18 protein-coding genes are annotated in these 20,786 nt (G+C 70.8%); 14 read left to right on the top strand and 4 right to left on the bottom strand.

Annotated features, from left to right (window positions below):
- Positions 1-18 precede the first annotated feature (18 nt).
- The 13 genes from FKO37_RS31215 (at position 19) to FKO37_RS31155 (ending at position 17,243) form a co-directional block, all read left to right on the top strand.
- The gene (locus FKO37_RS31215; protein ID WP_238606811.1) at positions 19-1,587 is read left to right on the top strand and encodes a class I adenylate-forming enzyme family protein; all 1,569 of its coding nucleotides are present in this window, start codon (positions 19-21) and stop codon (positions 1,585-1,587) included.
- Complete coding sequence (locus FKO37_RS31210) at positions 1,584-2,540, top strand: cyclase family protein (protein ID WP_134730061.1); 957 nt, start codon at positions 1,584-1,586, stop codon at positions 2,538-2,540. Before FKO37_RS31215 ends, FKO37_RS31210 begins: the two co-directional genes overlap by 4 nt.
- 21 nt (positions 2,541-2,561) lie before the next feature.
- Entirely contained in the window at positions 2,562-3,734 is a 1,173-nt protein-coding gene (locus FKO37_RS31205) for a thiolase family protein (RefSeq protein ID WP_037812863.1), read from the top strand.
- Positions 3,735-3,739: 5 nt separating this feature from the next.
- On the top strand, positions 3,740-4,141 hold the full coding sequence (locus FKO37_RS31200; protein WP_167754191.1) for a Zn-ribbon domain-containing OB-fold protein: 402 nt from the start codon (positions 3,740-3,742) through the stop codon (positions 4,139-4,141).
- Positions 4,138-5,046 carry a TIGR03620 family F420-dependent LLM class oxidoreductase gene (locus tag FKO37_RS31195; protein ID WP_078870451.1) on the top strand — a complete coding sequence of 303 codons (909 nt, stop codon included), beginning with the start codon at positions 4,138-4,140 and terminating at the stop codon, positions 5,044-5,046. Before FKO37_RS31200 ends, FKO37_RS31195 begins: the two co-directional genes overlap by 4 nt.
- Complete coding sequence (locus tag FKO37_RS31190) at positions 5,043-8,495, top strand: indolepyruvate ferredoxin oxidoreductase family protein (protein WP_238606810.1); 3,453 nt, start codon at positions 5,043-5,045, stop codon at positions 8,493-8,495. Before FKO37_RS31195 ends, FKO37_RS31190 begins: the two co-directional genes overlap by 4 nt.
- Entirely contained in the window at positions 8,489-9,853 is a 1,365-nt protein-coding gene (locus FKO37_RS31185; RefSeq protein WP_238606809.1) for an FAD-binding oxidoreductase, read from the top strand. Before FKO37_RS31190 ends, FKO37_RS31185 begins: the two co-directional genes overlap by 7 nt.
- Positions 9,835-10,821: an alcohol dehydrogenase catalytic domain-containing protein gene (locus FKO37_RS31180; protein WP_238606808.1), complete on the top strand. Its 987-nt coding sequence runs from the start codon at positions 9,835-9,837 to the stop codon at positions 10,819-10,821. The genes FKO37_RS31185 and FKO37_RS31180 overlap by 19 nt, the downstream gene beginning before the upstream one ends.
- Positions 10,818-12,047: a CoA transferase gene (locus FKO37_RS31175; RefSeq protein WP_238606807.1), complete on the top strand. Its 1,230-nt coding sequence runs from the start codon at positions 10,818-10,820 to the stop codon at positions 12,045-12,047. The genes FKO37_RS31180 and FKO37_RS31175 overlap by 4 nt, the downstream gene beginning before the upstream one ends.
- A 2-nt stretch (positions 12,048-12,049) precedes the next feature.
- Entirely contained in the window at positions 12,050-13,510 is a 1,461-nt protein-coding gene (locus FKO37_RS31170; RefSeq protein ID WP_205673228.1) for an aldehyde dehydrogenase, read from the top strand.
- 62 nt (positions 13,511-13,572) lie between these two features.
- Positions 13,573-15,177 (top strand): PQQ-binding-like beta-propeller repeat protein, encoded by a 1,605-nt coding sequence (locus tag FKO37_RS31165; RefSeq protein ID WP_238606806.1) that lies wholly within the window; start codon positions 13,573-13,575, stop codon positions 15,175-15,177.
- On the top strand, positions 15,174-16,046 hold the full coding sequence (locus FKO37_RS31160) for a TIGR03621 family F420-dependent LLM class oxidoreductase (RefSeq protein WP_238606805.1): 873 nt from the start codon (positions 15,174-15,176) through the stop codon (positions 16,044-16,046). Before FKO37_RS31165 ends, FKO37_RS31160 begins: the two co-directional genes overlap by 4 nt.
- Positions 16,047-16,052: 6 nt before the next feature.
- Positions 16,053-17,243: an acyl-CoA dehydrogenase family protein gene (locus FKO37_RS31155; RefSeq protein WP_238606804.1), complete on the top strand. Its 1,191-nt coding sequence runs from the start codon at positions 16,053-16,055 to the stop codon at positions 17,241-17,243.
- On the opposite strand, the gene FKO37_RS31150 is transcribed toward FKO37_RS31155, so the two are convergent.
- The 4 genes from FKO37_RS31150 to FKO37_RS31135 are packed head-to-tail and all read right to left on the bottom strand — an operon-like array spanning position 17,234 to position 19,402.
- Entirely contained in the window at positions 17,234-17,734 is a 501-nt protein-coding gene (locus FKO37_RS31150; protein WP_238606803.1) for a nitroreductase family deazaflavin-dependent oxidoreductase, read from the bottom strand. The genes FKO37_RS31155 and FKO37_RS31150 overlap by 10 nt on opposite strands.
- Positions 17,735-17,759: 25 nt before the next feature.
- On the bottom strand, positions 17,760-18,251 hold the full coding sequence (locus FKO37_RS31145) for a pyridoxamine 5'-phosphate oxidase family protein (protein ID WP_134730043.1): 492 nt from the start codon (positions 18,249-18,251) through the stop codon (positions 17,760-17,762).
- Positions 18,252-18,258: 7 nt separating this feature from the next.
- Complete coding sequence (locus FKO37_RS31140; protein ID WP_238606802.1) at positions 18,259-18,912, bottom strand: TetR/AcrR family transcriptional regulator; 654 nt, start codon at positions 18,910-18,912, stop codon at positions 18,259-18,261.
- Between the two features lie 52 nt (positions 18,913-18,964).
- Positions 18,965-19,402 carry a MarR family winged helix-turn-helix transcriptional regulator gene (locus FKO37_RS31135; RefSeq protein WP_134730039.1) on the bottom strand — a complete coding sequence of 146 codons (438 nt, stop codon included), beginning with the start codon at positions 19,400-19,402 and terminating at the stop codon, positions 18,965-18,967.
- A gap of 96 nt (positions 19,403-19,498) precedes the next feature.
- Here FKO37_RS31135 and FKO37_RS31130 point away from each other — a divergent pair, with 96 nt between their 5' ends.
- On the top strand, positions 19,499-20,755 hold the full coding sequence (locus FKO37_RS31130) for an alpha/beta hydrolase (protein WP_238606801.1): 1,257 nt from the start codon (positions 19,499-19,501) through the stop codon (positions 20,753-20,755).
- Positions 20,756-20,786: the final 31 nt, after the last annotated feature.

Here is a 20,786-nt window from a genome sequence, read left to right as displayed (position 1 = left end):
AACGAAAGGCGGAACGACGTGGTTGCCCCGGATACTTTCCCGGACGCGCTGGCGGCGCTGGCGAAACTGTTTCCCGGCGAGGAGGCGGTGGTCGCGCCCGAGGGGCGGCTGACCTTCGCCGAATTCGCGCAGCGGTGCGACGAGCTGGCCGGCGCGTTCCGCGCGGCGGGGCTGCGGCCGGGCGAGCGGGTGGGGATCCTGCTGCCGAACGGGCTGCGCTGGCTGGTCACGATGCTCGGCGCGCAGCGGGCCGGGCTGGTCGCGGTGCCGGTCAACACCTGGTACCGGTCGGCGGAGCTGGCGCACCTGGTGGGCACCGCAGATCTGCGGCTGGTGGTCACCGAACAGCGGGTGTTCGGCAAGGACATGCTCGCCGAGCTCACCGCGGCCGGGCACGGCGAGGTCTTCGAGCCCGGAGCCCGCGCCGACGGGTATCTGGGCGCGCTGTTCTGGCCGTCCGCCGAGCCGTTCCCGTCGGGGCTCGAGCCCGCCCCGGCTCCGGAACGCAGCGCGGGACCCGACGACCTCGCGATGATCCTCTACACCAGCGGCAGCACGGCGCTCCCGAAGGCGGTGCCGCTGGAACACGGCAAGCTGCTGCGCAACGGGTACGAGATGGGCGAGCGGATGCACGTCGGTCCGGGCGACCGGCTGTGGTTCGCGATGCCGTTGTTCTTCGGTTACGGGGCCTGCAACGCGCTGCCGGTCGCGCTGAGCCACGGCCTGACCTTGTGCGTCGAGGAAAAGGTCGACGGCGACGCGTCGCTGGCCTTCATCGAGCGCGAACGGTGCACTGTCTCCTATGGGCTCGCGACGGCGGTCCGGGCGCTGCTGGCCGCGCCGAGTTTCGGCAGCCGGGACATTTCCTCGCTGCGGACCGGCCCGGTCGGGTTCAACGCCGAGGACAAGCGGCTGGCCATCGAAGGGCTCGGCATCACCGAGGCGTGCAGCGCCTACGGGCTGACCGAGTCCTACGGCTTCGTGACCATGACCGACGCGAGCGATCTGCCGGAAATCAAGCTGCACACCCAGGGCAGGCGGCTGCCGACCCAGGAGATCCGCATCGTGGACAAGTCCGGGGCGGTGTGCCCGCCCGGCGCCACCGGCGAGATCGAGATCCGGGGCTGCGTGATCGACGGCTACCTCAGCGGGTCCGACGTCAGCGGCGGCACGCATTCCCCGGACGGCTGGTTCCGCACCGGCGACCTCGGGTCGGTCGACGCGGACGGGCGGCTGTCGTTCGGCGGCCGGTGGAAGGAAATGCTCAAGATCAAGGGCATCAACGTCGCGCCGGTGGAGATCGAGGGCATCCTCGGCGAGCACGCCGAGGTCGACCAGGCGTACGTCTTCGGACTGTCCACTCCGGACGGCGACCAGGAGATGGCCTGCGTCATCGTCGCGGACGAGCGCAGCGGCGCCGACGGGACCGAACTGGCGGACCGGCTGCGGGAGTACGTCCGGTCGCGGGCCGCGAGCTACAAGGTGCCCGCCCGGGTCGTGGTGCTGGATTCGGCCGCGGTGCCGCAGACGCACACCGGCAAGGTCAGCAAGCTCAAGCTGCGCGAGATGCTGGAGGCGGCGGGATGACCGGGCGGCGCACCCCGGCGTTCGCGGACCTGCCGACGCTGCCGGACCGGGACGAGCACCACGCGTGGGACGTGTGGGGGCGCGCGGACGAAATCGGCACGCTCAACCTGATCGGCCCGCAGCAGCGGCTCGCCGCGGCGAAGACGGTGCGCAGCGGGCAGATGATCTCGCTGACTCTGCCGCTGAACGAACCCGCTCCCGGGCTGTTCGAGGAACGCGAGCTGTTCCGGCACGTCGTGGAGGACACCGCGGCCGGGCACGACGACCGGCTGGACGGGTTCTACCTGCAGGGTTCCTCGCAGTGGGACGGGCTGCGACACATCAACGCCGGACGGCACGGCTACTGGGGCGGCCGCAGCGAAGCCGACCTGGCGAGCAGCGAGGTGCTGGGCGTCGACCGGTGGGCCGAGCACGGCTTCGGCGGGCGCGGGGTGCTGGTCGACGTCGCCGGGCACCTCGCGGCGCAAGGCACGCCGCTCGCTCCGGACGAGCCGGTGGAGATCACCGCCGCGCTGCTCGACGAGGTCGCCGCCGCGCAGGGAACCGTCTTCGAATCCGGGGACATCCTCGTGGTCCGCACCGGATGGACGGAGTGGTACCGGGAGCTGCCAGAGCGGGAGCGGGCCGCGCTGCGCGGGACGATCGGCACCGGTTTCGCTTGCCCCGGACTGGAGTCGGCGAAGGACATGGCCGGGTACCTCTGGGACCGGGAGTTCGCCGCGGTCGCGATGGACAACGTCGGCGTCGAGGTCTTCCCGGTGAACCGCGCCAAGGGCTTCCTGCACCGCCGGCTGATCGCGTTGCAGGGCATGCCGCTGGGCGAGCTGTGGCTGCTGGACCGGCTCGCGCGGGCGTGTGCGGAACGGGGGAGCTACGAGTTCCTCCTCGTCTCCGGGGTGCTGCCGCTGCCGCGCGGGGTCGGCAGCCCCGCGAACGCGCACGCGATTCTCTGACGCTTCGAGAAAGGAACGAACATGCCGCTAGGACCGGTACGCCAGGTGGCGATAGTCGGGATCGGCATCACCGAGCTGTCCCGGAAATCCGCGCGCAGCGGTCTCGACCTGGCCGCCGAGGCGCTCCAGTCCGGGCTGGACGACGCCGGGCTGAGCGCCGGGGACGTGGACGGGCTGTTCACGAACGTCGGCTATCCGCTGTCGATCGATTACGACCGGATGGCGGAGGCGTTCGGACTGCGGATCCGCGCCGCCGTGCAGACCTGGAGCCACGGCCGCTTCGTCGGTCCCGCGCTGCAAGCGGCCGCCCAGGCCGTGGCGCTCGGCACCACCGAGGTCGCCGCCTGCCTGGCCGGGGTGTCATTCTCCGGACTGGGCATGGTCGGCGGCGCGGGCGACGCGGAAGGGCTGCGGCAAGGCGGCGGCTCGCACGGGGAACTGCCGCAGTACGGCATGACCGCTCCCGGTGCGGGCGCGGCGATGGCGTTCCGCCGGTACTGCGAGCGGTACGGCGTCGACCCCGCGCTGATCTCCGCGGTGCCGATGGCCATGCGCCGCCACGCCCGGCTCAACCCGAACGCGCAGATGACCAAACCGCTGGAACAAGCGGACTACGACGCGCAGCCGTACATCGTGGAACCGTTGCGCCGTCCGGACTTCGCGCTGCTCAGCGACGGCGGTGCCTGCCTGCTGGTGACCACTGTGGAGCGAGCGCGCGATCTGCGGCAGCCCGCGGTGATCGTCTCCGGAATGCAGGGCCTGCGCGCCGGCCGGGACGAGTTCATCTTCGCACCGCCCGGGCTGGGCGTGTTCACCCAAGGCGACGAGCGCCGGGTCGAGGACCATCCGGTGTACGCGATGGCGGGGTTGTCCGGGCCGGGCGACGTGGATTCGCTGCAGCTCTACGACGCTTTCTCGCCCAATGTGGTGTTCGTGCTGGAGCGATTCGGCTTCACCGGCGAAGGCCAAGCTCTCGAATGGCTGCAGGACGGCCGGATCGAGCTCGGCGGGGAACTGCCGGTCAACACCGCGGGCGGGCTGCTGTCCGAGGCACACCTCTGCGGCTGGGGGCACATGGCCGAGGCGGTCCGCCAGATCCGCGGCCAGGCCGGAGACCGCCAGGTGACCGGATGCGAGGTCGTCCAGTGGGCGACGCCGTTCGGCGATTCGACTGTCTTCACGAAGGACCGGTGACCACGATGACCACTGCGCGACCTCTTCCGCTTCGCTACCCCGAGGACGTCGAACACCTCGACGGCGCGGCTCGCGGCGAACTGCGCGTGCCGGTGTGCGGCTCGTGCGGCGTGGCGTTCTGGCCGCCGTCGCCGGTGTGTCCGCGCGATTTCCGCCGCGACGTCGAGTGGACGATCGACGCCGGGACCGGCCGGGTGCACAGCTGGGTCCGGTTCCACAAGCGGTACTTCGAGGGCGACGACGTGCCGTACGTCGTGGTGCAGGTCCGGCTCGACAGCGGCCCGAACCTGACGACGACGTGGACCGGCTCCGGCGATCCCGTGCTCGGCGAACCGGTCGTCGTGTCGTTCCGCGAGGTCGGCGACGGGGTGTGGCTGCCGGAATTCGGGCCGGGGGAGCGGGCGTGAACCTGTCTCGTGAACTGGCGGCCCGGATCGGACCGGTCGGCGTGTGGCTGTCCGTCCTGGCGGAGGTCCCCGCTGCCGAGGCCGCGAAGGCGGCGCGGGTGGTCGAGGACCTCGGGTACGGTGCTCTGTGGATCGGGGAATCCCCGGCGCACAAGGAAATCTTCACCAACGCCGCGTTGCTGCTGTCGGCGACCACACGGCTGACCGTGGCCACCGGGGTAGCCACCATCTGGGCCCGGGACGCGGTCGCCACTGAAGGCGCGGCCCAGACTCTCGGCGAGGCGTTCCCCGGACGGTTCGTGCTCGGTCTCGGCGCCAGCCACGCGGAGGCCGGACGCGGGAGCGGCCATGACCGGCCGCTGACGGCGTTGCGCGAGTACCTCGATGTGCTGGACAGCGACCGTTACCAGGGGCCGCGCCCGGAACGCGCAGTGCCGCGGGTGCTGGCGGCGTTGCGGCCCCGGATGCAGGAACTCGCCCGCGACCGGGCCGCCGGAATGCACTCGTTCTTCGTGCCGCCCGCGCATACCGCCGCCGCCCGGGAACGGCTCGGTCCGGAACCGTTGCTCGTTCCGGAACAGGCGGTGGTTGTCGACCCAGACGCTGTGCGGGCGCGCGAGGTGGCGCGGAAGCACATCGCGACCCGGCTGGCACTGCGGAATTACGTGAATCACTTGCGCGCCTTGGGTTTCGGGGACGCCGACTTCGCCGACGGCGGGAGCGACCGGCTGGTGGACGAGCTGGTCGTCTGCGGTGATCCGCAACTGGTGGCGGCGCGGGTTCGCGAGCATCTCGCCGCGGGGGCCGACCACGTGGCGATCCATCCGTTGACCGGTACGCCGGGTGTCGAGCCGGTGCTGGACCAGCTTCGGGCGCTGGTTTCCGAGGGAGGAATTCCGTCGTGACTGATCGTTATCGCGCGGTCGAAGGGCAGTTCCAGCTGACCGGCGTCCAGGCGCTGGCCCGGCTGCCCTTCGACGTCCGCCGCGCCGACCAGCGGGCGGGGCTGCGCACAGCGGCGTTCGTCTCCGGCTACGAGGGCTCGCCGCTCGGCGGATACGACCTCGAACTCGGCAAACAGGCCGAACTGCTGGCCGAGCACGACGTCGTGTTCAAACCGGGCGTCAACGAGGAACTGGCGGCCACCGCGGTGCAGGGCGCGCAGCTGGCGGCCCAGTCGGAGAACCGGCGGGTCGACGGCGTCACCGGCTACTGGTACGGCAAGTCTCCTGGCCTGGACCGCGCCTCGGATGCCTTGCGGCACAACAATCTCATGGGCACCCACCGCCTCGGCGGCGCGCTGGCGCTGGTCGGCGACGACCCGGGCGCGAAGTCCTCGACGGTGCCCGGCAGCTCCGAACTGCTGCTGGCCGACCTGGGCCTGCCGACGCTGTACCCGGCGGATCCGCAGGAGGTGCTCGACCTCGGGCAGCACGCGGTCGCGCTGTCGCGGGCCTGCGGGCTCTGGGTCGGGTTCAAGATCGCCACCAACGTCGCCGACGGGACCGGCGCCGTGCGCGTCGATCCCGGCCGGTTCCGTTCCGTGGCACCGGATCCGGTGGTCGACGGGCGGCCGTTCGTCCACGAGATGACCGCCCGGATGCTGCAGCCGGACCTCGGCAGGCTGGAGCGCAGCCGGGACGGCGCGCGGCTCGAACTCGCCCGTCGTTACGCCGCGGCCAACAGGCTGAACACGATCGTCGGCGGTCGCGATGCCCGGATCGGGATCGTCGCCGCGGGCAAGACCTATCACGATCTCCGCCAGGCGCTGGAGATCCTGGGCCTGGACGAGTCCGAATTGGAGCGGCGCGGTGTCCGGCTGCTGCGGCTCGCGATGGTGCACCCGCTCGACCCCGAAATCGTCGCCCGGTTCGCGGCGGGACTGCGCGAAATCGTGGTCGTGGAAGAGAAACGCTCCTTCATCGAGACCGCGGTCAAAGACCTGCTCTACGGCCGCGCCGACGCTCCGGCGGTCACCGGCAAACGCGGACCCGACGGCACGGCGCTGGTCCCGGCCGACGGGGAACTGGATCCGGACCGCATTGCCGCGGCGCTCGCGCTCCGGTTGCGTGCGCACGGCGGCTTCCCGTCCGTGGAATCCTGGCGGGCCCCGCGACGCACGATCGCGCTTCCGCTCGCCGCGCGCACGCCGTACTTCTGCTCGGGCTGCCCGCACAACTCGTCCACGAAGACGCCGGAGGGTTCGCTGGTCGGCGCCGGGATCGGATGTCACAGCCTGGTCCTGATGACCGGGCGCGAGGACTACGGCGACATCACCGGACTGACCCAGATGGGCGGCGAGGGCACGCAATGGGTCGGCATGTCGCCATTCGTGCGCGACGACCACCTGGTGCAGAACCTCGGCGACGGCACCTTCCACCACTCCGGCAGCCTGGCGGTGCGCGCGGCCGTCGCGTCCGGGGTCAACATCACCTACAAACTGCTGTACAACTCGGCCGTCGCGATGACCGGCGGGCAGCAGCCGACCGGGGGCATGACCGTTCCCCAAGTGATCGCGGCGATGCGGGCCGAGGGCGTGCGCCGGATCATCGTCACCACCGAGGAACCGGCGCGGTACCGGCGGGTGGGGCTGGGCCGCGGCGTGCGGGTCTGGCACCGGGACCGGCTGGCCGAAGCGCAGGAGACGCTCGCCCGCGTCCCGGGCGTGACGATGCTGATCCACGACCAGGAGTGCGCGACCGAACTGCGCCGCAAACGCAAGCGCGGGCTCGCCCCGGAACCGCCGCAGCACGCGGTGATCAACGAACGCGTCTGCGAGGGTTGCGGCGACTGCGGGGAGAAGTCGAACTGCCTTTCGGTGCAGCCGGTCGACACCGAGTTCGGCCGCAAGACCCGGATCGACCAGTCGTCCTGCAACAAGGATTTCTCGTGCCTGGACGGGGATTGCCCGTCGTTCCTCACCGTGCTTCCCGGCAAGAGCGCGGGGAAACGGCCGCTTGCCGAACCGTTGGCGGCACCGCTTCCGGAGCCGAAGCGGACGGTCTCGGCTGAGCGCTTCACGGTGCGGGTGACCGGGGTCGGCGGCTCGGGCGTGGTCACGCTGTCGCAGATCCTCGCGACCGCGGCGAGCATCGCCGGGCTGCCGGTGCGGTCGCTGGACCAGACCGGGCTCGCACAGAAGGGCGGTGCGGTCGTCTCCGACGTCAAGATCGGCGCGGCGCACGCGAACAAGGCGAGCGACGGCGAGTGCGACCTCTACCTCGGCGCCGACGTGCTCGTCGCCGCGGACCCGCGCTACCTCGCCGTCGCCGATTCACGCCGGACCACTGCGGTGGTTTCGACCTCGAAGGTCCCGACCGGGGCGATGGTTGCCGACACCAGCGTCACGTTCCCGGAGGAAACGGCGTTGCTCGACCGGCTCCGCGAAGCGACCGGAACCGTGACCGCGCTGGACGCCCGGGAAATGGCCGAGGTGTTGTTCGGCCAGGACCAGTACGCCAACCTCCTGCTGACCGGGGTGGCGTACCAGCGCGGCGCGCTGCCGATCCCGGCCGAGGCGATCGAAGAAGCCATCTCCCGCAACGGGGTTCGGGTCGAGACCAACGTGCAGGCGTTCCGCCGCGGTCGGCAGTGGGTCGCGGACCAGGGAGCGCTGGCGGCTGTGCTCGCGAGCTTGCGCGGAGAACCCGAACCGGAGCCCGCGCTGACCCCGGAAGCCCGCGAACTCCTGTCCACTGTCGGCGAGAGTGCTGAACTGGCGCGGTTGCTGCAGGTCCGGGTGCCGGATCTGATCGCGTACCAGAACGTCGCCTACGCACGCCGCTACGTGGAGCAGGTCGAACGGGTGCGCCGTGCCGAGTCCAGCGCAGTCCCGGGCGCGACGGCGCTGACTGAGGCGGTAGTGCGGAATCTGTACAAGCTCATGGCTTACAAGGACGAGTACGAGGTCGCGCGCCTTTCGCTGGATCCGGCGCAGGAACGCCAGGCCCGCGCGCGGTTCGGCGCTGACGCCCGCATCGCGTACCGGTTGCATCCTCCGGTGCTGAAGGCGCTCGGCATGCGCCGCAAGATCGAACTGGGACCGTGGTTCAAGCCGGTTTTCCGGGTTCTGGTGGCGGGACGGCGGTTGCGGGGCACCCCGCTGGACCCGTTCGGCCGCGCCGCGGTCCGGCGGCTGGAACGTGACCTGATCGCCGAATACGAACGGGTCGTCGGCGAACTGGCCGAGCGGCTGGACCCGGAAAACCATGCCCTGGCAGTGGAAACAGCTCTCTTGCCGGATCTGGTGCGCGGGTACGAGGACGTCAAGCTCGGCACGGTCGCGACATACCGGAGCACGCTCGTGCAGCGGATGGACGAGTTCCGTGCGGTGAAAGCTGGTGCGCCGTGCTGAACGAACTCCGCCGGGCGTTGCCCGCTGGCCGGGTCCTCACTGATCCGGACGTCCTCGCTGCCTACTCCCACGACGAGGCGGTCTGGGCTCCGCACGAGCTGCCGTTGGCTGTCGTGCGGGCGCACACCGCCGAGGAGATCCAGCAGACCGTGCAGGTGTGCCTGCGCCACCGCGTGCCGATCGTGCCGCGCGGGGCTGGCACGGGTCTGTCCGGCGGCGCGAACGCGGTCGGCGGCGGGATCGTGTTGTCCACCGAGCGGATGACCGCCATCCGCGAGATCAACGCCGCCGAGCGGCTCGCGGTGGTCGAACCCGGCGTCGTGAACGAAACCCTGCGGTCGGCGTGCGCGGAACACGGCCTCTGGTACCCGCCGGACCCGGCGAGTGCGCCGTGGTCGACCATCGGCGGCAACGTCGCGACCAACGCCGGCGGGCTGTGCTGCGTCAAATACGGCGTCACCCGCGATTATGTGCTCGGGATGGAAGTCGTCACCGGGGCCGGGGACCTGGTCCGGCTCGGCCGCCGGACGGCGAAAGGCGTGGCCGGATACGACCTCACCGGGCTGATGGTCGGCTCGGAAGGCACGCTCGGCATCGTCACGGAGGTCACCGTGCGGCTGCGCGGCGCACGGGCCGCCGAACGCACGGTCGCCGGGTATTTCCCCAGCTTGTCGGCGGCGGGCGACGCGGTCGCGGCCGTCAGCGAGTCGGGTGTGGTGCCGTCGGCGCTGGAGCTGATCGACCGGCACACCCTCGCCGCGGTGGACGCCTGGAAGAACATGGGCCTGTCCGCCGAAGCCGAAGCGGTGCTGCTCGGCCGCACCGACGCACCCGGCGAGGACGAGGCGAAGGTGCTGACCGACTGCTTCACCGCGGCCGGAGCCACGTGGGCGGCCGCATCGTCCGATGTGGACGAAGCCGAGGCGCTGTTCGCCGCGCGGCGGCTGGCATACCCGGCACTCGAACGGCTGGGTCCGGTGCTCACCGAGGACGTCTGCGTACCCCGCGGTGCGGTGCCGGAAATGCTCCGGCGGATCGAAGCCATCGGCACCCGGCACGCCGTGCGGATCGCGAATGTCGCGCACGCCGGGGACGGCAATCTGCACCCGGTGCTCGTCGTCCCGGCCGAGGAAAGGGCACGGGCGGAGGCCGCGTTCGAGGAGATCCTCGACGAGGCGATCGCGCTGGGCGGCACGGTCACCGGGGAACACGGCGTCGGCCTGCTCAAACGCGGCGGGCTCGCCCGGGAACTCAGCCCGGCGGTGCTGGCGATGCACGCGGCGGTCAAGAACGCGCTCGATCCGCACGGAATCCTCAACCCGAGCAAGGTGATCGCGTCGTGCGCGCCGTCGTCCTGAGCGCTCCGGGAGAGCTGGCGGTCGCTGAGGTGGGCTGTCCGGAACCCGGCAGCGGGGAAGTCCTGGTGAAGGTCGCGGCCTGCGGGGTGTGCGGGCACGACCAGGCCGACCGGGCCGGTTTGCTGACCCTTCCGCTGCCCGCGGTGCTTGGTCACGAGATCGCCGGAACCGTCGTCGCCGGTGGAACCCGGTTCGCGGCCGGTGCTCGGGTCGCGGCGAAGCAGTTCGGCACCTGCGGCTGCTGCGAACCGTGCGTGACCGGCGATGAACTGCGCTGTCCGCAGCGTGCGTTCCTCTACGGCGGGTTCGCCGAATACGCCGTGCTGCCGGAATCCGCCCTGCTCCCGGTGCCGCCCGGGGTGTCGCTGGCCGAGGCCGCGGTGGTCGCCTGCGCAGTCGGCACCGGACTGCAAGCTCTCCGCCGGGTGGCGCGAGTCGAGCCCGGCGAGACGGTCCTGGTCACCGGAGCCAGTGGGGGATTGGGGTTGCACGCAGTTCAGGTTGCCGCCGCGCTCGGGGCGCGCGTGCTCGCACTCACCGGGAGCCCGGACAAGGCCGCGCAACTGGGGAATGCCGCTCAGGTGGTGCTCGCCGGAGACACCGCCGGGCAGGACATCCTCGACGCGACCGACGGTCGGGGCGTCGACGTCGTGCTCGACAACACGGGGCACCAATCCGTGTTCCGCCAAGCTTTCCGCGCCCTCGCCCATGCGGGCCGGTACGTGCTGACCGGGCAGGTCAGCGGGGAGCCGATCCGGGTCCACCCGGCTTTTGTGTTCGAGAAGGAAGCCGTCATCACCGGCTCGGGGTCCACGCTGATGCGCACCTTCGCCGACGCGATGGCCTTGGTCGCCGAGCGCCGGGTGCGGCCCGTGGTGACTCCTTACCCGCTCGAAGCCGCAGCGCGTGCTTTCGCTGACCGGGTGACCGGGCGGGCTGTGGTGGTTCCTTCTGGAGGAGAGTCGTGACTAGACCGCTGGCCGGTGTCCATGTCGTGGAGTGCGCGAGTTTCGTCGCCGGACCGACCGGTGGCCTGACTCTCGCGCAACTGGGTGCCGACGTCGTCCGCATCGACCCGATCGGCGGCGGCAGCGATTACCTCCGCTGGCCGGTCGCGCCGACGGGGGAGAGCTACTACTGGGCGTCCCTGAACAAGGGCAAGCGCTCGGTCGCGATCGACCTGCGGAATCCGGAAGGCCGCGAACTGGTTCTCGCCCTGGCCACCGCTCCCGGCCGAGACCGCGGAATCCTCATCGACAACGCGGTCGGCCGCCCTTGGCTGGCCCACGAGCGGCTGGCCGACCGCCGTCCCGACATGATTCACGTGCGCGTCCAGGGATATCCGGACGGACGGCCCGCGGTCGACTACACGGTGAACGCCGAGGTCGGGGTCCCGGGAATCACCGGCAGCGGCGACTGGGCCGCCCCGGTGAACCACGTGCTGCCCGCATGGGATCTCGTCACCGGGCTGAGCGTCGCGACCGGCGTGCTCGCCGCGCTGCACCGTCGCGACCGCGCCGGCGAAGGGGCCTATGTGGAGCTGGCGTTGTCCGACGTGGCTCTCGCCGGGGTCGCGAACCTGGGCTGGCTGTCGGAAGCCGCTGACCGGCAAGGGGAACGACCCCGGCACGGCAACCACGTCTACGGCAGTTTCGGCGTCGACTTCGCCTGCCGGGACGACGCCCGCGTGATGGTCGTGGCGCTCACCGACGGCCAGTGGCGCGCGTTGCAGTCGGCCACCGGGACCGCGGAAGTGTTCACCGCACTGGAAAAGGCACTGAACGCGGACCTGCGCGACGAAGCCGAACGGTACCGCCTGCGCGAGACCATCGCGGCGGTCCTGCGGCCGTGGTTCGCCGCGCGAGACCTCGGCGAGGTCGGCAAGGAACTCGACGCCGCCCGGGTCCTGTGGGGCCGCTACCGCGGGATGGCCGACCTCGTGGCCGAACACCGCGAGCAAGCCCACGACGTGCTCGCGGACCTGCGGCTGCCCAGCGGCAGCCCGGCCGTCACGGCGCGGTCGCCGCTGCGCTTCTCCGGCGAACGCGGTCCCGCCGGAGCGTGCCCGGCACTCGGCGCGGACACCGATTCCGTACTGGCCGACGTGCTCGGCCTCACCGCCGCCGAACTCGGCGGCCTGCACGACCGGCGGGTCATCGCCGCGCCGGAAAACCCGTACAAGGAGGTACGTTGACCATCGATTCGAGCATCGCCCTCGACCGCACCCGGTTCTTCATCGACGGCACCTGGACCGAGCCGAAGGGCACCGAAACCCACCTCGCGCTGGAAGCCGCCACCGAGAAACCGCTCGGCCGCGCCGCACTGGGTTCCGCCGCTGACATCGACGCCGCCGTCCGGGCCGCCCGCCGCGCGCTGGACGAGGGTCCGTGGGGCCGGACCACCGCTGCGGAACGCGCGGCGACGATGCGCCGGTTCGCCGCGGCTTTGGCGGCCCGCTCCGCCGACACCGCCACGCTCGTCAGCCGGGAGAACGGCATGCCGATCGGGCTGTCGAACGCCTTCAACGGGGACGCGCCGGCCGGGCTGCTGAACATGTATGCCGACCAGATCGAGGCGACGCAGCTGGAGGAAATCCGGCCGAGCGCGTCCGGATCGACGGTCGTGCGGCGCGCGCCCGTAGGCGTGGTCGCTGCGATCACGCCGTGGAACTACCCGCAGGTGCTCGCGATGATGAAGATCGCGCCGGCGCTCGCCGCGGGCTGCACCGTGGTGCTCAAGCCGTCGCCGGAAACCGCGCTCGACGGGTACGTTTTCGCCGACGCCGCCGCGGAAGCCGGGCTGCCGCCGGGCGTGCTCAACATCGTGGTCGCCGGTCGCGAAGCCGGTGCGTCGCTGGTGTCCCACCCGCTGGTGGACAAGGTCGCGTTCACCGGATCCACCGCCGCGGGACGGACCATCGGCGCGGAATGCGGGCGGCTGATCCGCCGGTGCACGCTGGAACTGGGCGGGAAGTCGGCGGCCATCGTGCTGGACGACGCGGACCTCGACACCTTCGTCGCCGGTCTCGACAACGCCTGCTTCCAGAACAACGGCCAGACCTGCACCGTCCAGTCCCGGATTCTCGCCCCGCGCTCGCGCTACGCCGAGGTGGTCGACGCGGTCGCGCAGTACGCGCGCGAAATGGTGCTGGGCGATCCGCTCGACCCGGCCGTCACGTGCGGTCCGATGGCCAGCAAGGCACAGCTCGACCGGGTTCTCGGCTACCTCGAACTGGGCCGCGCCTCCGCCGCCCGGCTGGTGGCGGGCGGCGGCCGTCCCGCCGCGCTGTCCCGCGGCTGGTTCGTGGAGCCGACGGTGTTCGCCGACGTGGACAACCGCGAACGGATCGCGCAGGAGGAGATCTTCGGCCCGGTCGTCACCATCACCCCCTACGAGGACGAGGACGACGCGGTCCGCCTCGCCAACGACAGCGAATACGGGCTCGGCGGCTCGGTCTGGACCGCCGACGAGGACCGCGGCCTCGCCCTCGCCCGCCGTGTGCGGACCGGGACCATCGGCCTCAACTACTACCTCCAGGACCTCGGCGCGCCGTTCGGCGGGATGAAGGGCAGCGGCGTCGGGCGCGAACTCGGGCCCGAGGCGCTCGACAGCTACCTGGAATTCCAGTCCGTCTACGCCAGCGCCGCCCAGCTCTGACCCAGCGCCGCCCCGGGGCCGCACCGTGCGGCCCCGGGGACCGACCGCGGAGGAGAAGACCCGTGCCCCCTGTTCGACGCCTGCGCTCTGTCGCGCTCGCCCTCGCGCTCGTCCTGCCCCTGACCGCTGTCCCGGACGCTGCCGCCGCCACCCGCTACCGGGTCCAGCGGCTGGTCGGCGGCACCACGCTGCACTCGCCGAACGGCATCGCCCTCGCCCCGAACGGCGACCTGCTCACCGCCAGCCTCGCCAGCGAAACCATTTCCGCGGTGGACCCGCGCACCGGACGGAACCACACCCTCGTCGGCCCGCGCGACGGCCGTTCCGACGACCTCGCGGTGGCCCCCTCCGGCGAAATCCTGTGGACCGACCCGGTCGGCGGCGTGGTGAAAGGCCGCGCACCGGACGGCCGGATCCGCACCGTCGCCCGCGACCTCCCCGGCGTCAACTCCATCGCGTTCGACCGGTCCGGCAAGCACCTGTACGTCGGGCAGCTGACCTTCGCCGACGCGCTCTGGGAGATCGACCTGGCCGGTCAGGCCGCGCCGCGCCTCGTCGTGCGCGATCCGGGCGGGCTCAACGCGTTCGCCTTCGGCCCGGACGGCATGATCTACGCGCCGCGATCGAAATACGGGGAAGTGGCCCGGGTCGATCCGCGAACCGGAGCGATTTCGGTGCTGGCCCAAGGATTCCGGCAGCCGGTGTCCGTCCGCTTCGATCCGCGGAACCGCCTCTACGCGCTCGACGGCGCGACCGGTCAGCTGGCCCGGATCGACCCGGACGGCGCCAAGCACACCGTGGCGATGCTGCCCGCCGCGGACGACAACATGATCATCGACTCCAGCGGGCACGCTTATGTCAGCAACATGGCCGACAGTTCCGTCTCCCGAGTGGACCTGAACACCGGCGCTGTCACGGTCATTACGTCCAGCCGACTGGCTTTCCCCGCCGATCTCGCCTCCGACGGGCGGACGCTCTACATCGCGGACGCGACCGCGCTGCGCACCGTGGACCCGCGCACCGGTGCGGTCGGCGAAATCCAGCGTCGGCTGTCGTCCTCGCTGGAGTTTCCGTCCGGGATCAGCGTCACCGCAGGCCATTTCGTGCTCACCTCGGAACTGATCGGGTCCGTCCAGGTGATGGACCGCCGCACTGGGAAGGTCGTCCGAGAGGTGCACGGCCTCGACAATCCCGCGGATGCCGTCGAACTGTCCGACGGCAGCCTGGTGGTTTCCGAACCCGCGAAGGGAAGGCTGCTGCGCGTCGTCGGCGAGGACGTCCGTCCGCTGGTCGAAAACCTCGGTGCACCAATGGGTCTTGCCGTCACGAAGCGCGCGACAGTTCTGGTCGCGGATGCTCGCGGCCGTCTCCTCGAGGTCGAACCCGCCTCCGGAAAGGTCGTCGAACGAGCTGCCGGACTCGGCGGACTGCGGGCCGTCACGGTCCGGCCGGACGGAACGGCTGTCGTCCTCGACGCCACCGGTCACCGCGTGCTTTCGGTGAACCGGCAAGGAAAAACCGAGGTGCTGGCGACCGGACTCGACGTCGGCTACCTGGACGTCCCGTACGCCCGCTCCGGCGGTCTCGCGCTCGGCTCCGACGGGACTGTCTACGTCGCTGCGGACCGGCACAACGCCGTCGACGCGATCCGGAAGACCCGCGGATGACCGCACGGGAGTTCCGGTTCGGAGTCAACCTGCTCACGCCGTCCTCGCGCGCGGAATGGCAGGCGCGGTGCCGTGAAGCCGAAGACCTCGGCTACGACGTCATCGCGGTCGCCGACCACCTGGGCATGCCAGCGCCGTTGCCCGCGCTTGTTTCGGCGGCCGAAGCCACCACCCGGCCGCAGCTCGCGGTGTTCGTGCTCAACTCCGGGTTCTACAACGCGGTGCTGCTGGCCCGCGACCTCGCCGGAACGGACGCGCTGCTCGACGGACGCCTCGAGGTCGCGCTCGGAACCGGCTACGTCAAAGCGGAATTCGACCGTGCCGGGATTCCGTGGCGCAGCGCGTCCGAACGGGTCGACCACCTCGAGCGCACCGTGCTGGAGGTGGGGCGGCTTCTCGCCGACCCGGACCACCGCCCGAGCCCGGTCCGGCGGCCGCCGTTGTGCGTAGCGGGCAACGGCGACCGGGTCCTGCGGATCGCCGCTGAACATGCCGACATCGTCGCGTTCAGCGGGGCCGCACCCGGGCAACGCCCCGGCATGCTCCGGTTCCTCGGCGCGGACGCGCTCGCCGCTCGCGTGGACCACGTGCGGCAAACGGCCCCGCACCGCTTCGACGACCTCGAACTCAACCTGCTCATCCACGCCGTCACCCTCGACGGCGACCGCCAGTCCGCAGTCGACCGGCTGCCCCGGTTCGAGGCGCAACCGATCGATTTGGCGCAGGTGCCCACTGTCCTTTCCGGACCTCCGGCGGAGATCGCGGAAACCCTTAACCAGCACCGGAAGACGTTCGGCTTCAGCTACGTCACGGTGCCCGAACCGGCGATGCGCGATTTCGCTCGCGTCATCGCCGCGATGAGGAGCTGACCCCTGATGGCTCGTTTGGCCCGGACCGCGGGTTTGTCCGATGTGCAGCAGGAGATTCTGTCCACGGTGCGCTCGTTCGTGGACAAGGAGATCATCCCGCACGCGCAGGCGCTGGAACACGCGGACGAGTACCCGGCGGAGATCGTCGATGCCATGAAGGAGATGGGCCTGTTCGGGCTCACCATCCCGGAGGAGTACGGCGGCCTGGGCGAGTCGCTGCTCACCTACGCCTTGGTGGTCGAGGAGATCGCGCGCGGCTGGATGAGCGTGTCCGGGGTGATCAACACCCACTTCATCGTGGCGCACATGATCAAGCAGCACGGGACGCCGGAGCAGAAGCAGCACTTCCTGCCCCGGATGGCGACCGGCGAGGTCCGGGGTTCGTTTTCGATGTCGGAGCCGGACCTCGGGTCGGACGTCGCGGCGATCAAAACCCGCGCGCGGCGCGACGGCGACGACTACGTGATCGACGGCGCGAAGATGTGGCTGACCAACGGCGGCTCGTCCAATCTGATCGCGCTGTTGGTGAAGACGGACGAGGGCGCGGAGAAGGCGCATCAGAACCTGACGACGTTCCTGGTGGAGAAGCCGTCGGGGTTCGGCGAGGTGCTTCCGGGGCTCACCATCCCGGGCAAGATCGACAAGATGGGCTACAAGGGCGTCGACACCACCGAAGCGGTGTTCGACGGCTTCACGATCGGCGCGGACAAGGTGCTGGGGGAGGCGCCGGGCAAGGGCTTCTCGTACATGATGGACGGCGTCGAGGTCGGCCGGGTGAACGTGGCGGCGCGGGCGTGCGGGATCGCGATCCGGTCGTTCGAGCTGGCGATCGCGTACGCGCAGCAGCGGTCGACGTTCGGCAAGCCGATCGCGCAGCACCAGGCGATCGCGTTCAAGCTCGCGGAGATGGCGACGAAGGTCGAGGCCGCGCATTTGATGATGGTGAACGCGGCCCGGTTGAAGGATTCCGGCGCCCGCAACGACGTCGAGGCGGGGATGGCGAAACTGATCGCCAGCGAGTACTGCGCCGAGGTGACCCAGGAGGCGTTCCGGATCCACGGCGGGTACGGCTACTCGAAGGAATACGAGATCGAGCGCCTGATGCGCGAGGCCCCGTTCCTGCTGATCGGCGAGGGCACCAGCGAAATCCAGAAAACCATCATCAGCCGCGGCCTCCTCCGCGAGTATCAGGCCTGACGCGGGGCAAGCACCACGACCGGAATCTCGCGTTCCGTCCAATCCTGGTACTTCGCGAAATCCGCGTACAGCTCCACCAACCGCGGCCAGAGCTCGCGTCGTTCGTCCGGCGACGCGACTCTCGCCGTGACCGGGACGTCGCGGCGGCCCTTGAGATGCACGCGGGTTTCCGGTTCCGCGCGCAGATTGAAGTACCACTGCGGATGTTTCGGCAGCCCGCCCTGGGAGGCGACGACGACCAGGTCGTCGCCGGAACGCAGGTACAGCAGCGGCGTGGTGAACCGCCGCCCGGACTTGCGGCCGCGATGGTCCAGCAGCAGCGTCGGCACGGGCTTGCGGAAACCCGCGCCGACGCGCCAGTTGTGGCCGACCCGGCCGTTGGTCAGGGTGAAGACTTTGACCTGAATTCGGGACATGTACTTCATGAGCGCCGCTGTCACCGGCGAGTCCAGGCCTTTCGGCGCCTGTGCGGGAAGGGAAAAGCGGCCCATCGTGACCTCCTGGCGGGCGAACGCGTCAGCGGGCGGTCGATCCGGCGAGCGGCATCGGGTCGAGCCCGAGTTTGCGGTGGTCCCAGGACCGGACCCGCTCCACGTCGACGCGGATCGCGACCCGTTTGCGGAGCATGAATTCCACCATCGGCTTCACCTCGTCGGTGTACTCGCCGTGGTATCGCTCCCACACGTTGACCCCGACCGCCCAGAGCGCGTCCGGATCGTCGACGACTTCGGCGCGCCCTTCGAGCGAGACGCCGCGCAGGACGTCGTAGGTCAGGCCGTCCTCGATCAGCACGGTGACGCGCGGGTCGCGGCGGAGGTTGACTGCCTTCTGCGCCTTGGCTTTCGTCTCGAACCACAGCACGCCGTCGATGACCGCGTACCACATCGCGACCGCGTGCGGATGCCCGTCGGGGCCGAGCGACACCAGCGTCGCGGTGCGCTGCGAGGCGAGGTAGGCCGACACCTCCTCGGGGCTCATCTCGATCTGCGCTCGCTGGTTGGTTCCCATCGGTTCCTCACTTCCTGCGGCGGGCCCCGGGCGGGCCGGCGAGTATCGAGGTGACGACGTCGACGAGGTCGCCGACGATCTGGCCGGTGGTCCAGTCCGCCGCGTCCGGCCCGTGCAGGCGGCGGGTGCGGCTGACGTCGCCGAGGACGTTCAGCGTCACGGTCATCGCCTGGGACAGCCGGAAATCGAGCGTCCGGCGGGGGACTCCGGGGCACAGCCGGTCCAGTTGTGCGACGAACGCGGCGTTGCGCTCGAAGAACGACTCGGCGACCGCGTCCAGCCCGTCGCCGCCGGTCGCCAGCAGCCGGCCGACCAGCCGGATCCAGCATTCGCCGCCCGATTCGAGCACCGCGACCACCGGCTGCACGAACGCGCGCGCCAATTCTCGTGCGGTGGCGTCTTTTCCGGGGGACTCCCGCAGCACCGCGTTCCGCTCGCCGGTCACCTGGTCGAGCCGGCTGCGCAGGACCGCGTCGAGCAGGCCTTCCTGGGAACCGAAGTGGTAGTGGATCGCCGCGACGTTCGTCCGCGCCTCCTGCATCACGGTCCGCAGCGACACCGCGCCGACGCCGTGCTCGGCGAAAAGCCGTTCCGCGGCGGCGATCAGGCGCTGCTCGGTCGCCTCCCCGCGAGCGGGACTCCGCGCGGCTTCGCTGCCCATGCCGCGGACTCTATCAGCCGTTTCAATCACGTGATAGAGGCTGCGGCGACGGTCAGAGCCGGTCGTACAGCCCGGCCAGCCGGGTGAGCACCGTGCCCGCGGCGTCGATCGCCTGCTCGTCGAGGTCTTCGGTCAGCTCGCGCAATCCGGCGGCGAGGACCTGCTCGCGCTCCTCGTGCCGGCGGCGGCCCGCGTCGGTCAACGCGACGATCGACGTGCGGCGGTCCCCGGAGGCGGCCCGTTCGCGCGTGACGTAACCGGCGTTGGCCAGGCCGTTGACCAGCTGGGTGACCGCCGCCCCCGTCGTTTCGACGTGCCCGGCGAGCTGGTTGACCGTCATCGGCCCGTGTTCGGCCAGGCTCTTGAGCGCGCGGGCGTGCGCGAGCGAAAGGGCTTCGGCGCTGCGGGTCGCGCGGCCGCGCAGCCGGGAATCGGCCGCGCTGAGCCGGTAGGCGGCTCGTGCCAGCCGGGTGATCGCCTCGTCGCCCATCGGGTCTTCTCTCCTGTGGTGCCCGCCGCATTCCTTGCTGCGCGGAGTCTAGCCGTGGCACATTAGCTAAGTACTTAGTCACTTGAGGAGGCGAGCATGACGACACGTTCGGCCGGGCAGAGCTGGGCCCTGGACATCGCGCTGGCGCAGGGCGGCTTCGACGCGCTGCACCCGGAAGGCAAGGGCACGCTCGAACAGCTCGGGCACGATCACGCCGACTTCGACAAGGTGTTCGCGATGGTCCGCGCCGGAGCGATGCTGCCGAAGGCGTGGGCCGTCGTCGCGGGACAGGCGGAGGAGCGGGCCGCGCACCACGAGCGGCTGGGCTACCGCCGGACGGCGTCGGACCTGTACCTGCGGGCGGCGGTGATGTACGGCCGCGCGCAGTACTCGATCTTCGACTCCGCCGACGGACGCAAGGCGAAGTTCCGCGAACGCTGCGATTCGTGCGTGGCGCGGCTGGGAGAGCTTCGGGGCCACACGGTCCGCCGGGTCGAACTGGACTTCGAGGGCGGCAAGATCTTCGCTCTCCTGCACCTGCCGGCACAGCCGGTTTCCGGTGCCCCGGCGGTGATTCTCGGCCCCGGCATGGACATGATCAAGGAGGACTACATCTTCGCGGCCGAGCGCTACTACACCTCGCGCGGAGTCGTGGCGCTGTCCATCGAAGGACCGGGACAGGGGGAGACGCGGGCGCGCGGGCTGACCGTGACCCTGGACAACTACGAGCGTGCCCTCGAAACCTATGCCGCGTACCTCGCCGGTCTGTCCGAAGTGGACGAAAACCGGATCGGCATGTTCGGCATCAGCATGAGCGGGTACTGGGCCCTGCGCGCCGCGGCGATGCCCGGCACCCGCCTGCGCGCGGTCGCCGCGTTCGAAGCGGTGTCCGGCGATTTCGAGACGATTTTCGAGCGGGCGCAGCCGAGTTTCAAGAACAACTACCTGTACATGGCGGGCTACACCGACGAAGCGGCGTTCGACCGCGACCTGAAGGAAAAGATGCCGCTCGGCGACCTCGTGACCAGTATTCGTTGCCCGGTGCTGCTCGGCATCGGCGAATTCGACGAGCTGACGCCAGTGGAGAGCGCGCTCGAGACCTACGAAAAGATCCGTGCGCCCAAGGAAATGCGGGTTTACGAGGACGAATTCCACCCGCTGGGCGGCACGGCAGCGGAGGTCTTCGCCTTCGGCGCGGAGTGGCTGACGCGCGGTCTCGACGGGGAGTTCGACACGCCCGGGCGGGACGAGCGGTTCTTCGTCCACCGCGACGGCCGCACGACCGAGGGGACGGCGGACCCGCGTTGGTGGCTCGGGGCGACTCCGGTCGGTTTGGCGAAGGCCCGGAGCTGAGCGGTTCGAGCGCTGGGGTCGGCGCTCGAGC

This window comes from Amycolatopsis sp. Poz14 (assembly GCF_006704225.1).
Taxonomy (GTDB): domain Bacteria; phylum Actinomycetota; class Actinomycetes; order Mycobacteriales; family Pseudonocardiaceae; genus Amycolatopsis; species Amycolatopsis nivea.
The sequence above is the reverse complement of the archived record's forward strand: the minus strand, read 5'-3'. Positions and strand labels throughout refer to the sequence as shown.

What these genes read in the sequence shown, in the direction of transcription:
- FKO37_RS31210 (WP_134730061.1), top strand. Translation starts at nt 1,584, where the DNA reads ATGACCGGGCGGCGCACCCCGGCGTTCGCGGACCTGCCGACGCTGCCG.
- FKO37_RS31205 (WP_037812863.1), top strand. Translation starts at nt 2,562, where the DNA reads ATGCCGCTAGGACCGGTACGCCAGGTGGCGATAGTCGGGATCGGCATC.
- FKO37_RS31200 (WP_167754191.1), top strand. Translation starts at nt 3,740, where the DNA reads ATGACCACTGCGCGACCTCTTCCGCTTCGCTACCCCGAGGACGTCGAA.
- FKO37_RS31160 (WP_238606805.1), top strand. Translation starts at nt 15,174, where the DNA reads ATGACCGCACGGGAGTTCCGGTTCGGAGTCAACCTGCTCACGCCGTCC.
- FKO37_RS31155 (WP_238606804.1), top strand. Translation starts at nt 16,053, where the DNA reads ATGGCTCGTTTGGCCCGGACCGCGGGTTTGTCCGATGTGCAGCAGGAG.
- FKO37_RS31150 (WP_238606803.1), bottom strand. Translation starts at nt 17,734, where the DNA reads ATGGGCCGCTTTTCCCTTCCCGCACAGGCGCCGAAAGGCCTGGACTCG.
- FKO37_RS31145 (WP_134730043.1), bottom strand. Translation starts at nt 18,251, where the DNA reads ATGGGAACCAACCAGCGAGCGCAGATCGAGATGAGCCCCGAGGAGGTG.
- FKO37_RS31140 (WP_238606802.1), bottom strand. Translation starts at nt 18,912, where the DNA reads ATGGGCAGCGAAGCCGCGCGGAGTCCCGCTCGCGGGGAGGCGACCGAG.
- FKO37_RS31135 (WP_134730039.1), bottom strand. Translation starts at nt 19,402, where the DNA reads ATGGGCGACGAGGCGATCACCCGGCTGGCACGAGCCGCCTACCGGCTC.
- FKO37_RS31130 (WP_238606801.1), top strand. Translation starts at nt 19,499, where the DNA reads ATGACGACACGTTCGGCCGGGCAGAGCTGGGCCCTGGACATCGCGCTG.